Below are 14382 nucleotides of genomic sequence, written 5' to 3'. Positions count from 1 at the left end.
CGTCTAGTCGCAGCCGCCGGCCTTTTTCACCTGCTTCAGCAGGCGGACCTTCGCGGTGTATTCGCGCTGCGGCGCGCTGTGTTCGTCCGGGCGCGCGGCCGCGTGTCGCGCGCCCAGTGCCAGCTTGAAGGGGTGTCGCAGCGTACCGTCCGGACGGGCGAGGCTCGCAATGCCGTGCTCGGCATGTTCCTCGTCGGTCACGCCGTAGATATTGAGCCAGTGGTTGATCCCGCCTTCCAGTATGTAGACATTGGGCTTCGCCAGCGCCATCAGCCGCTTCCAGGCCTCGGTGGCCTGGATTTCGTCGTTGCTGACGATCACCACCACCCCCAGCTCGGAGAGCCCGCGCAGGCGCTGGCGTTGCGCCGGCAGGTCCGCCAATGCGATGCGCTCGGCGTCCACCAGGTGAAAAATGTTCCAGTCGCGCTCGTCGCGGACGTCGTAGATGATAAGCTCGATGTAGTCGTCGTTCATCAGATGCAGCAGCTCGGCCGGATCGATGTAGACCTCGCGGTACTCCAGGCGGTTACCGTATTCGGGCGCCAGGTAGGCCCATTTCTGCGCCAGGTCGGGCTGGCCGTGCAGCGCGAGCGCGAGCGCAGCCGCGAGCAGGCCCGCGGCACCCAGGCTGCGCGGGTTAACCAGGCCACTCATTCCGGATCACCCCGTCCGTACAGCAGCTGCTGGATCCAGCCGAAGCCCAGGAACATGGCGATGGCGAGACAGACCACGAGTACCACTACCACGCCGATATCGAGTCCGAACAGCTCGGGCAGAATGAAACGCCCCAGATAGCTGGAATTCCAGAACGCGTTGATGTACCCGATGGTTTCGCCGAAGGCGAGTATCCCGACGACCAGGCCCAGCAGGAAGAACATCCCGTCCACCTTCAGCGTGGCGACGCTGACCAGCGATGTGCCGGGGCAGTAGCCACCCAGGATGAAACCCACACCCATGATGAAACCGCCGACGATGCCGGGCCAGAGCCAGGTTTCCTTGACCATGATGTCGTCGAAATCCAGCAGCCCCAGCGCCGTGGACCAGAACACCAGCAACATCGCTACCACGATGGCGGTGAACATGACCTTCAGCACGCGCAGTTCGCGGAAATAGAATTGTCCCGCCAGTCGACGCGAGTCGCCGAATCCGCTGGATTCGAGGATGAAGCCGAAGCAGAAACCGATGCCCAGATAGATCAGGTAGGACCCGGTGATCCCGAAGCTGGTCGCGATATCGTACGGTGCCATGACTGCTAGTCTCCCGGTTGCCACAGGCGACGCACGAACCACGCCAGCAGGTAACCGCCGGCGAAGACCGCGAACATGAACGCCCAGCTGCCGACTGACAGTACCGCGCCGCCACTGAGCGCCTGGCCCGAGGTGCAGCCGCGCGCCAGGCGCGCGCCGTAGCCCATCAGGACGCCGCCGGCGAAGGCGAAGGCCCAGCGGGCCTGCGGCGTGATCTGCGGACCGTGGTAGGTCTGCAGACGGACCCGGCCGCGCAGCAGGCCGGAGACGAAGCCGCCGAGCATCACCCCGATCGCTTCGAGCACGATCCAGTGTTTCAGCGGGTCGCCACCGGCGATGTCGGCGAGGTAGGGCGAGGTATCCACGTGTTCCGGTACCACCAGGCTTTCGAGCGCCACAGCCACGCGATTGACGCCGCCCGAGGCACCCAGGCCGTGACCGGTGATGAAGAAGGACAGGAACAGCAGAATGCCGAGCAGCGTTCCGCCCACGTAGGGATTCCAGTATCCGGTCTTCGGTATCCGCCCGCTCATGGTTCACTCCGTATGGTGTTTTCATGCGCCTGCCAGGATGTTGCGGCGCCCTGGGTGGGTGCGAAACGCAGCCCGCCCTGCGGCGTCGTCTCCCAGCTGCCATCGAGAATGATGCGGGTGGTGTCCTGCATCAGCACGGGTTTCACGCCGCCCGGGACATAGGGTGCCAGTTCGAAGCCGGGCAGGGGTGTCTTGCCATCCGGGTGACAGGCGCCGCAATCGCGGCTCACCCGGTCGCCATGGCGGATGTTGTGGTGAATGTGATAGGCCCTCACCTCGCCGCGAATTTGCGGGTTGTTGACGCCCGCGGCACGCAGCCGCTCCTTGATGAACATCAGCTTGGTGTTGTCGTCCAGGCGCAGTTCCTGCCGTTCCAGCTTGCCGTCGCCGTTGGTATCGAAGATTTCCAGCACCTCGGCGGGATAACCGTCGTCCCCGAGCCAGGCCGCGCGCAGGGCGGCCGCGGCGATCGGCTCGTGCCCGTCGCCGTCCGTCCAGTACCAGTGGGTGACCAGATTGTAGGGCATGACGCGGTTCGCGCCCGCTTCGCTCCTGCCGACGCGCAACAGCGGGGTGTAGCCCGTGATGTAGGCGTTGCTGGGAGTGGCGAGCCGGGTATCGTCGATACCGCGATAACTGACCAGCGGGACGCCGTCCGGCAGCATGACCGTGCCGTCGATGCTTTCCCGCGCACCCATTTCCAGCCGGGGAACGTGGCAGGACTCGCAGGTGACGGCATGGTAGTGGCGCGCCGCTTCCGGCAGCCAGGTATGGGTGCCTTCCAGGCTGTGACAGCTTTCGCAGCGCCGTTTCAGCCCTGCGGCCGGTGCGACGCTGGCGGGGGTCGCCGTGCCGGCCAGCCGCGCCGGGCGATCGCTCGAGTAATGGCAGTCGCCGCAGGTCACCAGACGTTCGGCGTGCACGTCCCACACCAGGTCGAGGTCATCCTTGCCGGCATGGTTCATCCCGGACAGCCGTATCGGCTGGGGCGAGAATACCTGGCCCGTGGTCTCCGTCGTCCAGTTCTGGTTCGTGCCGAGATTCACCAGCAGCGGATCTGAACCGTCGTGCACCACGCCGTGGCAGTTGCCGCACTGCGCCTCGGTAACGGGGCGCAGGTCGATGGCGGCCGCGCCGTCCTCGTCGATGTCAGCCGCGTTCCAGCGGTAGCCGTCCGCAGTTGCGCTGATCAAGCCGGTGCCGGCGAGCGTGGCGCTGACCGACCATTCGGGCATGCCGGCATCGAGGGCGGCCTGGCGGGCGGCGAGGTCGGGCTGCTGCAGGTGGCACAGGAAGCAGTTCATCTGGCTGGCGGCGTCGGCGGGGATACGCGGGCCGTCCACCATCAGCTGGCGCCGTTCCGGCGGCAGCTGTTCGTCCTGGATACTGCCGTGATAGGCGTGGCTGGCGACGAACGCCTCATCCTCGAGTTCGTGGCACAGACCGCAGGTTTCCGCCACCGACAGCGGGGCGCCCGATTCGGCCACCGGCACGCCGTCGGCATCGTTCAGGTAGACCGGGTCGTGCGACTGGTGCGGGCGGCCCAGCGGATCACCCGGGTAGCCCAGAGCGACCCAGTCGAGCCGGCTCCGCTCGCCGTGGCAGTCGCGGCACTGCAGGGCCTCGTCCGGACTGGTGACCATGTGCGAGAGCGGAAAGAACATCTCGGTCGGCGCGAAGGCGTAATTGCCGCTGTAGGTCAGGCCGGAGATATGGGAGCCAGTCTGCAGTGCGGTCTTCCAGTCGAAGGCAGTCCAGAAACCCTTGTCGCCGTGTACGTTCGGTACCAGGAAATACTTGTTGACGCTGTCGTAGGGTTGCTTGCCGCGGTGCACCTTGAACGGCCAGATCTTGGCCGTGGGGTCGTCCCGGCTGCCGAGCGGTGCGGTGATGCGGGTGGGTTTGTCGGGATCGATCAGATCCCCTGTGATGTAGCGGGTCGAGGTCTCGTTATACCAGTAATACTCCGGTCGTACCTTCTTCGCCCAGGTGAAGCGCCCCTTGATCTTCAGATAGCGATGCGAGTCGGTGATGTCCAGGTCCTGGCCTGCCTCGGACCAGTCCCAGGACATCTTGGTCCCGGTGTCGGCCGCCATGTGCGGTATATGGCAGGTCTGGCAGGCCAGACGCGCGGTGTGGGCGTTCAACCGCACGTCGCTATGCGGCTGCGACTCGTGACAGTCGGTGCAGGCGACGCGGTTTGCGGCGTCCACGCTGACCGCCATGGCGCGACCGCGGATGCGGTGGTGCTCAGTGCGGTGGCAGTCGATGCATGCCATGTCGTACTTGCCCATGTGCACGTCGATGCGTTCGCTGGGGAACAGCAGCGTCTCGTCCATGTCGCCGTGCTTGACGGCATTGCCGCCGCCGCCCTGGAAGTGACAGCCGCCGCAGTTCTGCCGGCGGGGCATGCCTACGCTGCGCGCGGCGGTCAGCAGGTCCACGGATTCGTCGGGGACGCCGGCGCCCCGGAATTTTTTCACGTAGGTGCCGCTGTTGTCATGGCAGACCAGGCAGTCGACCCGCGAGGCATCCTGGAAATCGAAGTTTTCGTCTTCCCAGCCGTAACCGATGTGGCACATGGTGCACGCCGGCCAGTTCGACTGTACGCCGATGCAGAAGTTGTTGATGACATTGCGTTTGCCGATACGCACCGCACCCTCGTGTCCCGGCACATTGACTTCGTCGCCCTGCCAGTTCCAGTGCGTGGTCTGCATGACCTCGTGGGCCGCCTCGGGATGGCACTGGAGGCAGGCGCGGGTGACGCTGGGCCCGTCCGTGAATGGGGCGGCGAAGAAGAACTTGTGATCGGTATGGGCCGGGTATGCCGGCATGCGCTCGCGCGCACTCGGCGCCGGCGTGCGGGCCTGGTCAGCGGCGGCAACAACCGGTCGCGCTTCCCCGGCGCCGGTCAATATCAGCACAAGCAGCAGCAGTACGCGCATCTATCTATAGTGTCGCAATATCCTGACCCGGGAGGTCAGCTTTGGTGAAGTCGTCATGGTGGCGTCCGCCAATATTCCACGTCGCGCGCGGCGCGGCTTGATTCAGATCATGAAAGCCGTGATTAATCAGCCGGGGCTTTGCGAATTGTCAAATACCGCGCCGGTCCCGTTCCGCCGCCGTGCCCGTGATCATGTCCGGATGCGACTGCAGCAACACGGGGACCGGCGGGGGTGGGCCCGTGTCATGCGGGGTAGCTGCGGGGCACACGGCAGGTGACGTCCGTGCGCGGGCCAGACAGTAGCGTGTACCCGGCGCCCCTGCAAGTCGTACGTGGGCCGCAAGACGCCGGGACGGTGTCGGCGCTGGCTGTCTCCCGGGATGAGCAGCCTTGGCAGCATTCGTGGTGCCGTGTACTGTAGTGGGCGGAGCGGGGCGCAGACGCAGGGACCAGGGGGAGACAGCCCATGACATGCCGAATTCCCAGGCTGTTGCTGCCGGGCCTGTTGCTGGCTGTTGCGAGCTGCGGTGCCGCGGCCGCCGCACTGCCGGCGGCGGTCGACGCGCTGGTCGCGCGGGCGCGGGAGCAGGTCACGCTGATCGATCAGGCCGCTTTCCTGGCGGTGTTGCAGCGTGCCGACGTGCAGGCAGGCGGCATCCTGGTCATCGACGTGCGTGAGCCCGATGAATTTGAGGCCGGACACATCCCCGGCGCGGTCAATATTCCGCGCGGCGTGATCGAGTTCCGCATCTGGTCATTGCTGGGCGACAGCGCAGCCGCCGCGCCGGTAACCGCAGTGTACCTGTACTGCGGCTGGGGCAGCCGCGCCGCCCTGGCGGCGCAGTCGCTGCAGCAGCTGGGACTGGCGCACGTGACGGCGGTGGACGTACAACTGGCGCAATGGCAGGCAGACGGCCTGCCGTTTGCGTTACCCTGAGCCGGCGCCGTCATGCCCGATCCGCGCAGTATCGACGCAGCGTCCGCAACCGCGGTGAGCGGTCGCATGCGTTATGTGATCAGGCATCCGTGGACCTTCGCACTGATCACCTTCGCCGGGTTCCGTGCCAACCAGGGGTTCCTGCTGGCGGGGGCGGTGGCGTACTACACGCTGTTGTCCATCGTACCCATGCTGGCCCTGATTCTCATCTCGCTGTCGCATCTGGTCGAGATGAAACTGCTGCTGGATACCACCCGCGAATACCTGGTACTGGTGGCGCCCGGCCAGGCCGACAAGCTGACCGCGCAGGTCGCGGCATTCCTGCACGATTGGAAGCTGGTCGGCTCGCTCGGGCTGGTCATGCTGGTGCTGTTCAGCTCGTTTGCCTTCACCACGCTGGAAAACGCCATGTCGGTGATCTTCTTCCATCGTGTCGCCATACATCGCCGGCACTTCCTGGTCTCGGCTATCATTCCCTATTGTTACATCCTGTGCCTGGCGCTCGGCATGTTTCTGGTCAGCACGGTCAGCGGCATGCTGCACAGCCTGGACGACCGAACCTTCACGGTGCTGGGGTATACCTGGGCGATACAGGGCCATTACACCGGGATCTTCTACGTGCTGGGCATCATCGGCGAGATCCTGCTGCTGTCTTCGCTCTATCTGGTCATGCCGACCGGCCGGCTGGCCGTGCACCATGCATTGATCGGCGGCATTACCGCGACCGTGCTCTGGGAACTGACGCGGCATTTCATGGTGTGGTATTTTTCCACCCTCTCCATCGTGAACGTGGTGTACGGCACGTTTGCGACGGCCGTCATCCTGCTGCTGAGCCTGGAAGCAGCGGCCGTCATCCTGCTGTTCGGTGCGCAGGTGATCTCGGAATACGAGCGTATCGATACGCCGGCCGCTGCTACCACGGGTATGCACACCTGAGACGGGCTATTGCGAAGGATTTGTCAAGGTCCTGCCGGATCGCGTAACCTGGGTGTCCTGGCATGGCTGCATTGCAGCCGCTCGAAGGGGGAATGATGCTGCGCTACGAACGACATCTGCTGGTGGTTACCGCCATCGCACTACTGATCATTGTGATCGCCGTGCTCGCGATACTGCTGGAAGTGCCGGTGCCGTTCATCGGCAAGGGCTAGCTGCGGCGACGCGTCCGTCGCGGACTGCGCTGTCCGCGCCGACCTGCCGCTGTCGGCGTGACTCAGTCCCGCCCCGGCACCGCGAAGATAGGAAATGCCGGTTGAGGTAGTCGGCCACGTCCGTGATATCCTCGTCGCTCCAGCCCAGGTTAGCATGCCAGCTCCAGGTCGCAACCCACTTGTGCAATTCGTCGAGCGAGGATGCCCGGCGTGCGCGCAGATGCACATGCGATTCATGGCAGGTCTGGCAATGGTTCTCGTAGAGCGCCTGACCGCGGTCGAACGACTCTGCCGGCACGGCAGTGCAGGTCAGCAGTCCGGTGAGCAGCACGCCGGCCGTGGTGTATGACATTCTTCCCTTCATGGTCTGTCCGCCAGGTTTGGCCGGCAGCGCCGCCGGCCGGGCAACGTCAATATTAGCACCGTTGCCCGCCGCAGCGACACCGTTGCCGGGCAGGGCCGTCCGCATGGCTGCCATACCAGCGCACGGCGACTGCTAACCGATGCGCGGACACTGCGGGTCGGACGACCATACCAGCAGGGGTCGGTTGGCGTGGCGCATGACATTCGCGGTAACCGATTCGTCCAGCGCGCGATGCACGCCACCCTTGCCGTGCGACACCATCGCCACGATATCGATATCGAGTGCATCGATACGGCTCAGAATCTCCTGCGCGGGGCGCCGGTGCGTCGAGCAGTCCAGCTGTACCGGGATGCCGGCATTTGCCAGCGTTACACCGTGCTGGTCGAGAAACTCCCGGCGCCTGCCCGCGTCGGCGGCGGCATCGCACTCCGGGTGATCGTGAAACAGTATGACCTCGGTGTTGAAATGCCGTGCGAACTTTTCCACGCAGGGCAGAATGGCTGCAGAGACCTCGCTGCCGTCCAGCGGTACCAGCATGCGCCGGAACAGGTGGTCATGCCTGTCCGCAGTCGTGTCCGGTCGCGTGGAGTGCAGGATGAATACCGGACATGGCGACTGGCGCAGCACCTGTTCGGTGACGCTGCCGGCACGTATCCGTTCGAGCCCTGACCGGCCATGCGTGGACATGACGATCAATGCGGGTCCGGTCTCTACCGCGAAGCGTACGATCTCCGCCACCGGGTCACCGGTGCGCACAACTGCCTGGACCCGCCACTGCCGCGCCTCCAGGGCATCCACATAGTCTTTCAATACGGGATGATCTTCGGCAGCTGCCGCTGGCGCCTGTACGTGCAGCAGCAATACCTCCGGGGCTACGCCTTTGCCCAGCTCCACCACATAGGCGAGCGTTTCCGTGAATTTCTCTGAACCGTCCAGCGGGACGAGTATCCTGTCCATCATGCCACACCTCCTCTGCGTTGCAGTTTGCAATCGGTGGCTGCGGTTGCGTGGTACGCTGCCAGGCTTACCCCCCGGTGCCTGCCGCGCAACAGCGCGCTGTTATTATTTGGACAATTATTTTTTAGCACGGGATAACGGGCCACGGCATTGATACGAGTCAACGCCATCCGGAATCTCCGGATTGGCGGATCGGCAGTGCGCGCATCGATATGACAGTCTGTCAGGCAGCGCGCCCGACAAGCGCGGCACGGGCGCTGACCGGCGCTATACTGACCGCATGTCCTACGATCCCGATCTGTCGCGCTGCCAATGGCCGCTCATACCCCGACCGAACGCCCTCATGGTGCAATATCACGATACCGAATGGGGAGTGCCGGTCCACGATGACCGCAAGCATTTCGAGTTTCTCGTGCTCGATGCCTTCCAGGCCGGTCTGAGCTGGTCGACGGTGTTGAACAAGCGCGAGCATTTCCGCGCCGCCTTCGATGATTTCGATCCCGTCCGTATCGCGCGTTACTCGACACGCAAGGTCGAGACGCTGCTCGGCAATGCCGGCATCATACGCAACCGGCAGAAAATCGAGGCGACCATCGGCAATGCCCGGCAGTTCCTGGCATTGCAGGAGCGTGCGGGTTCATTTGATGACTATGTCTGGCAGTTCGTTGATGGCCGCACCCGGCACAACCGCTGGCGTTCGCATGCCCAGTTGCCTGCCAGTACCGCCCAGTCCGACGCCATGAGCAAGGCACTCCGCGCGCACGGATTCCGCTTCGTCGGTACGACCATCTGCTACGCCTATATGCAGGCAGCCGGGCTGGTCAACGATCACGTCACGAACTGTTTCCGTTACGAGCAGCTACGTCACTTGTCATCGAGCTGACACGGCCGGCTTGCCGCCGCATGCCGGTTGCATCGGAACCGCACCTACCCGGGCGCCAGGATCCACGGCGCCTGCACCAGGCCCGCATCCCGGCCCGGGTGACCGGTGACGACGGTGGTGGCTCGTGTCGCCGTTACTGTGCCTGTTTGACGATGTCTGCAGAGCGGGCGCTCTCCAGTCCATTGCTGTCGTAGCTGGTCATCACCGCGTGATAGGTGCCGACCGTCAGGCCCTGCACGGTCGCCGTCGTGGCACTGCCATCACTGACATCGACGGAATTCGGGTAGTTGCCGGCCGTCGTACCGTAATAGATATGGTAGCCCCCGATTTCCGACAGCGACAGCGCGGTACCATCGGAACGGCCGGTCGGTGCCGTCCAGGACAGGGTGAAACTCCCGACCGTGACCGGCGCAGCCGTCACGTCGATCGCGAAGGCCGGCAGGCTCGCGCTGGCCGTGCCGTCGGTCACCGAGATGACGATATTGCCGAAGTTGCCGGCGTTGGCCGGGGTGCCGCTCAGGCGGCCGGTGCCGGTGTCGAAGCTGGCCCAGGCCGGTTTGCCGCTGATGCGGAAGGTGAGGGTGTCGCCGTCGGCATCGCTGGCGCCGGGCTGGAAGCTGTAGGCGCTGCCGGCCTCGACGCTGCGCGCGGGCGAGCCGCTGATGACGGGCGCGCTGTTCACGGCTGCGGGTGCCGTGGTGGTTGTCGCAGCCGGGGCGGTTGTCGTTGTGGTCGTCGTACCCGGGCTGGTAGTCGTGATGACCGGTGTGCCCGCAGTCGTGTTTCCGGAATCGGTCGTCGTCGGTGTCGCGGTTGAATCGGTGCTCGCTGTCGCGCGTGCCCCGCTCCGTCGCGACCACCAGGACCGGGTTGACGTATTCGAGGCGGTACTGTCCTCGGAGGTCGTGGTCGCGGCATCCTGCGATTCCGGGTCGGTCGTTGACGTGTCGGCCGCGGGTGCAGTCTCCGTGGCAGTTGGCTGACTGCCAGCGCCGCGCTGCATGCTCATGCTGTTGATCGCGGCGAGCTGGCTCGCGTCGGCAGATGCAAGCAGCAACACGGCATTATCCAGTGCCCGGGAGGCGTCCGCCGGCAGCAGCGGCGCGATGTCGGCCGGCAGTGTGCCGGGGGTGATCCCGGCGACGATGGTTTCAAGGCCTTGCAACTCGGCACTGGTATCGAGGGAGCGCGCAGCCGTCAGTGCGGCGCTGGTTTGCTGCAACATGGCGGCGTTGATGCTGACCTGCTGGGTCAACTTGTCGCTGCCGATGCCGGCGCGGGTGGTCACGATCGACTGGTCGATGACCGGTGTGGCGACAATACCGGCTATCTTCAGGGTGTTGGGCAATGCCTCCACCAGCACTTGCGCGGAGAGGATCCGGGCCGCAGCCGAGATCCGTGCATCGGTTCCGCCAGCACCCGAGCCGTCAAGGCTGCCATCGCGCATGTCAGCGGCGAGTGCTGTCAGCACGTCATCGCCGGTGGCCGTGACGCCGGTGTCCGCTATCAGGTCGCGGGTGCGTCGTACCAGCTCACCCATGGCTTCGCTCGACTTGATCAGGCTGGCAATATTGGTGTCGCTGATGGGTGCGGTGAACGGTTCCGCGACCAGGCCCGGTTCGAGTCCGAAGCTCATTTCGTTCATCACGGTTTTGCGGGCGTACTCGGTATTGGCCAGCGTGGCCCCGCCGGGCAGAGCCTGTGCGATCCTGACGATCAGGGTCGTGAAGGGATTGATGTTGACCCGGCGCGTATAGCGGTCAGGCATGATGGACAGCAGCTGAAAGTCGGGCGCGCTGCCGGTGACGAGGTCGATGCCGCCCCTGACCTTGAGTAACAACGGGTAGCTCGAGCGCCGGATCCGCAGCCGCGAACTGAAGCTCGCGGTGTTGTCACTGGTCGTGGTGGCTACGAGTTTGCCCTGGGCGGTCCAGATTTCCACGCTGGCCCCGGTAATGGGACCGTCGCCCACACTGCCGGCCAGCAGGATCTCGTCGGTGACATCGGCACCGGCGCTGCTCGCAGCGGCCGTCGCTGCAGTATCACTGCTGCCGCCGCAGGCGGCCAGTTGCATTACGATGATTGCAAGTAACAGACTTCTGGTGAAGGGCAATACAACGTATCGTTTCAGCATATGGATCGCTACTCTGTCTGTTCTCTCCGGTCGTGACGCAGCCGGAGGTATTGAGGAATTCTGTTTTTGCAGAGTCAGAGCAATCTTCGTGCCAGCGTGCGGACCGTGCCTGGCGCACACTTCCGCGACGTCGTGACCTGTTGCACGTGAATGCAGCAAATGCCTTTATTTACAGTGTTTGCGTGCATTCGCCCGAAGCGGCCCGCAGCGTCGCCGACGTGAGACCGTGCATGCGTCACAGCGCATTTGTCGTCGATTCGCTGCCGTCTGCGCCCGCTGCAGGTGGCGTGACGGCGGTTAACGCAGCTGCGGTTCGCGCGGATGGGGTTATAACCGCATGAATTTGCGGATATTATGAATGCGTGCCGGTACGCAGCGCCGGGAGCGCGTGCACGCACGCTGCGATGTCGTTGAACAGGTACACTGTGCGATGATTGAAATCATGGGCTTACTGGCGCTGCAGGGCTTGCTGTAGGTGATCAGCGACACCACGGGCGGTCTGCAGGATCGCGTTCAGCCATATGCAGGAAACATCGGCAAGGAATGGCATGCGGCTGGATCAAGGGGCGGATGATGCAGCAGGCCGCAACGGTTCAGATCATGCAGCCCAAGTGTGCGCTGGTGCGGTACCGTGACCGCGGGCGCCGGGATAACGCGGCATGATCCTGATCAACGGTTTTCTGCACCGGGAGCGGCTGTACCAGGTGATCCGGCGCTGGTTGCATGATGACCTGCAGGCCGGTGACGTCGATGAGATCCTGCGCCTGGTGCATTTCAATAACGTCTATGTCTCCCGCTATCTGGAGCGCTTCTCGGCCCGCCTGTTACAGGGTCTCCACGGCGCTGCTCTGCACACGGAGACGGTTACGACCAAGGGTGCGCTCCGGGACCGCATCAGCCGTGACCTGCCGCGGGATTGCGCCCGGTGCGTGGCGCTCGGCGCCGCCTATGCACACAATCCCGGACAGTATTATCGCGAGACGCCATTCCACGGCAGGCTCTATTTCCGCAGCCGATCCGGTTCCATGCAATATCTCGGTTCGAGCCGGGTCAAGCGCATCCGGCGACTGGCGGAAAAATGCGCGCGCCGCGTGGTCGACTGGCTGCATGAAGCGGGCGGTGCAGCAGGATTGCCGGGTGCGCCGGCGCTGACGCCTGCCGAACAGCAGCAGGCGGAACAGCTTGTGCTTCTGCGGGTGCACGATTTCCAGCCAGCGCCGGGCGCGCTGGTCGTCAACGATGTTGCCGGGGTCAAGCTCGTCCTAGAGGCGCGGCATTTCACCCAGCTGCTTGACTTGCTGCAGGCGGGTGGTGATCGCGTAATCGAACAGGAGCGTCACGACGGTATTTATCGTGCCACCCATATCGTGGTCGAGCACCATCCCGACCGCGCTGCGATACTGGCCGAACCCCTGCACGACGGAATGTTGCGGGTGTTCGCCGCGCACGGCTATTCATCCGCGCGGGCCGACGCGGCCTTCCGCGAGTTCGTGTGCGCGGGGGAGGCCGGTGTCAATGTGGAAATCATTGTTACCGGCTATCTGGAAATGCTGGAGGGTGAGATCGGCCGCTGCATGCACGAGGATCGTATCATCCGCCAGCGCCACAACCCGCGCTACTATGGACAGCTGGCGCAGAATGTGGGTTTTCTGCTGGAATTCCTGTTCACCTATCCGGCGTTGCCGTACCGGACGCTCGAGCGGCTGCCGCTGCGCATCCGCGACCGTTACCTGCCGGATTATTTCGATGAGGTGCGGCGCAGGCTGTTCAACAACCCGTCAGTGGAACTGCACGAGTTGTGAGCCGGGACTGCTGCTCGCGCGGACTGTGCAGTGCCGCCCGGAACACGGGGGAGCGATGGCTGAGGTCATCCTGCGCTTCTACGAGGAGCTGAACGATTTTCTGGCACCGGCATTGCGCCGGCGGGACATCGTGCACGACTGCCGGCGGCGTACGTCGGTAAAGGACATGATCGAATCCTTCGGTGTGCCGCATACCGAGGTAGACCTCATTCTGGTCAACGGCGTCTCGGTGGACTTCTCCCGCATCGTCCAGGCCGGTGACAGGATCAGCGTCTACCCGGTGTTCGAGGCCGTGGATATCAGTCCGCTCATCCGTCTGCGCCCCGCGCCCCTGCGGACGCCACGCTTCGTGGCGGACGTCAACCTGGGTCGGTTGGCGCGCTATCTGCGTCTGCTGGGCTTCGATTGTCGCTATGCCAATGACCTGACCGACGCCGAGGTCGCACGCATATCGGTGGACGAGTCGCGTATCGTGCTCACACGCGACCGCGCCCTGCTGCAGCAGCGTATCATCACCCATGGTTATTTCGTGCGTGCCGACCAACCGCGCGCGCAGGTGCGCGAGGTGCTGGAACGGCTGGACCTGTACCGCCAGGTGCAGCCCTTTACCCGCTGCACCCGCTGCAACGGTGTCCTGGAGCAGGTTGACAAGCAGGCCGTGGCGGCCGCGCTGCAGCCGAAGACACGGAGGTATTACGATGACTTCAGACGTTGCACCGGCTGCGGGCAGATCTACTGGAAGGGCAGCCATTTCGAGCGTGCCATGCGACTGGTCGCGGCGCTCGGGCGGGAGCCGGCCGGATCGGGTGAGCAGCGCCAAGCGCCGCGGTTGGAGGATCTGTCACCTAACTCCACCTGAGCCGCGTTGCCGACTGAATTCCGGCCCTGCCAGATGTCGTGCCGGCGGTCGTCATCTCGGGTGTGATTGACAACCGTCATGTATCGACGCCTGCCGGGATGATATATCTGCCGGCATGTCCGGGGAAAGCGCCAGTGCAGCCGCTGCCGTGCGTCGGCCCGCGCACTGGGAGCATTTTCCGCATGGCGCGGATATCGGCGTACGCGGATTCGGGGCGACCCGGGAACAGGCCTTCGAACAGGCGGCCATGGCACTGACCGCGGTCATCACCGACCCGGAGCTTGTTCATGCCGGCGGCAGCATCGGGATCGCCTGCGCGGCGCCCGATGTCGAGCTGCTGCTGGTGGACTGGCTCAATGCCCTGGTTTACGAAATGGCCACACGCCGCTGGGTGTTCGGACGCTACTGCGTCAGTATCCGCGGCGGGACGCTGACCGCGCAGGCCTGGGGTGAGCCCCTCGATACCGCGCGTCATCAGCCGGCGGTGGAAGTCAAGGGGGCAACCTATACCGAGTTGCGCGTGTCGCAGGCTGCTGATGGCGTCTGGCTTGCGCAGTGCGTGGTAGATGTATGA

General features: G+C 64.5%; 14 protein-coding genes. 7 read left to right on the top strand and 7 right to left on the bottom strand.

Annotated elements, in window-relative coordinates; all coding sequences use genetic code 11:
* Positions 1-3: 3 nt before the first annotated feature.
* From R3F42_15620 to R3F42_15605, 4 genes are read right to left on the bottom strand one after another with little or no spacing between them, the layout of a single operon-like run.
* A complete protein-coding gene (locus R3F42_15620; GenBank protein MEZ5543446.1) occupies positions 4-654 on the bottom strand; it encodes a rhodanese-like domain-containing protein in 651 nt (216 codons plus the stop codon).
* Positions 651-1247, bottom strand: a complete 597-nt coding sequence (locus R3F42_15615) for a YeeE/YedE thiosulfate transporter family protein (protein MEZ5543445.1) — start codon at positions 1245-1247, stop codon at positions 651-653. The genes R3F42_15620 and R3F42_15615 overlap by 4 nt, the downstream gene beginning before the upstream one ends.
* A 5-nt stretch (positions 1248-1252) precedes the next feature.
* Complete coding sequence (locus R3F42_15610; GenBank protein MEZ5543444.1) at positions 1253-1780, bottom strand: YeeE/YedE thiosulfate transporter family protein; 528 nt, start codon at positions 1778-1780, stop codon at positions 1253-1255.
* Positions 1777-4725, bottom strand: coding sequence for a tetrathionate reductase family octaheme c-type cytochrome (locus tag R3F42_15605; protein MEZ5543443.1), 2949 nt, complete (start codon positions 4723-4725; stop codon positions 1777-1779). The genes R3F42_15610 and R3F42_15605 overlap by 4 nt, the downstream gene beginning before the upstream one ends.
* Before the next feature lie 465 nt (positions 4726-5190).
* Here R3F42_15605 and R3F42_15600 point away from each other — a divergent pair, with 465 nt between their 5' ends.
* From R3F42_15600 to R3F42_15590, 3 genes are all read left to right on the top strand, one after another.
* A complete protein-coding gene (locus R3F42_15600; GenBank protein ID MEZ5543442.1) occupies positions 5191-5661 on the top strand; it encodes a rhodanese-like domain-containing protein in 471 nt (156 codons plus the stop codon).
* Between the two features lie 12 nt (positions 5662-5673).
* On the top strand, positions 5674-6597 hold the full coding sequence (locus R3F42_15595) for a YihY/virulence factor BrkB family protein (protein MEZ5543441.1): 924 nt from the start codon (positions 5674-5676) through the stop codon (positions 6595-6597).
* 62 nt (positions 6598-6659) lie between these two features.
* Entirely contained in the window at positions 6660-6809 is a 150-nt protein-coding gene (locus R3F42_15590; GenBank protein MEZ5543440.1) for a hypothetical protein, read from the top strand.
* Here R3F42_15590 and R3F42_15585 read toward each other — a convergent pair.
* A complete protein-coding gene (locus R3F42_15585; protein ID MEZ5543439.1) occupies positions 6793-7161 on the bottom strand; it encodes a cytochrome c in 369 nt (122 codons plus the stop codon). The two genes, R3F42_15590 and R3F42_15585, sit on opposite strands and share 17 nt — an antisense overlap.
* Positions 7162-7305: 144 nt before the next feature.
* A complete protein-coding gene (locus R3F42_15580; protein MEZ5543438.1) occupies positions 7306-8133 on the bottom strand; it encodes a universal stress protein in 828 nt (275 codons plus the stop codon).
* Positions 8134-8410: 277 nt separating this feature from the next.
* Between R3F42_15580 and R3F42_15575 the strand changes: the two genes are divergently transcribed.
* Complete coding sequence (locus tag R3F42_15575) at positions 8411-9013, top strand: DNA-3-methyladenine glycosylase I (GenBank protein MEZ5543437.1); 603 nt, start codon at positions 8411-8413, stop codon at positions 9011-9013.
* Between the two features lie 133 nt (positions 9014-9146).
* Here R3F42_15575 and R3F42_15570 read toward each other — a convergent pair whose 3' ends face one another.
* The gene (locus R3F42_15570; protein ID MEZ5543436.1) at positions 9147-11087 is read right to left on the bottom strand and encodes a putative Ig domain-containing protein; all 1941 of its coding nucleotides are present in this window, start codon (positions 11085-11087) and stop codon (positions 9147-9149) included.
* Between the two features lie 719 nt (positions 11088-11806).
* Here R3F42_15570 and R3F42_15565 point away from each other — a divergent pair.
* The 3 genes from R3F42_15565 to R3F42_15555 all read left to right on the top strand — a co-directional run bounded on the left by R3F42_15565 (position 11807) and on the right by R3F42_15555 (position 14382).
* Entirely contained in the window at positions 11807-12949 is a 1143-nt protein-coding gene (locus R3F42_15565; protein ID MEZ5543435.1) for a hypothetical protein, read from the top strand.
* Between the two features lie 55 nt (positions 12950-13004).
* On the top strand, positions 13005-13808 hold the full coding sequence (locus R3F42_15560; GenBank protein MEZ5543434.1) for a Mut7-C RNAse domain-containing protein: 804 nt from the start codon (positions 13005-13007) through the stop codon (positions 13806-13808).
* Between the two features lie 115 nt (positions 13809-13923).
* A complete protein-coding gene (locus tag R3F42_15555; GenBank protein MEZ5543433.1) occupies positions 13924-14382 on the top strand; it encodes an archease in 459 nt (152 codons plus the stop codon).

The organism is Pseudomonadota bacterium (genome assembly GCA_041395565.1).
Lineage (GTDB): Bacteria > Pseudomonadota > Gammaproteobacteria > UBA9214 > UBA9214 > UBA9214.
Note: the sequence above shows the minus strand (reverse complement) of the source record. Positions and strands in the feature narration are given on the sequence as shown.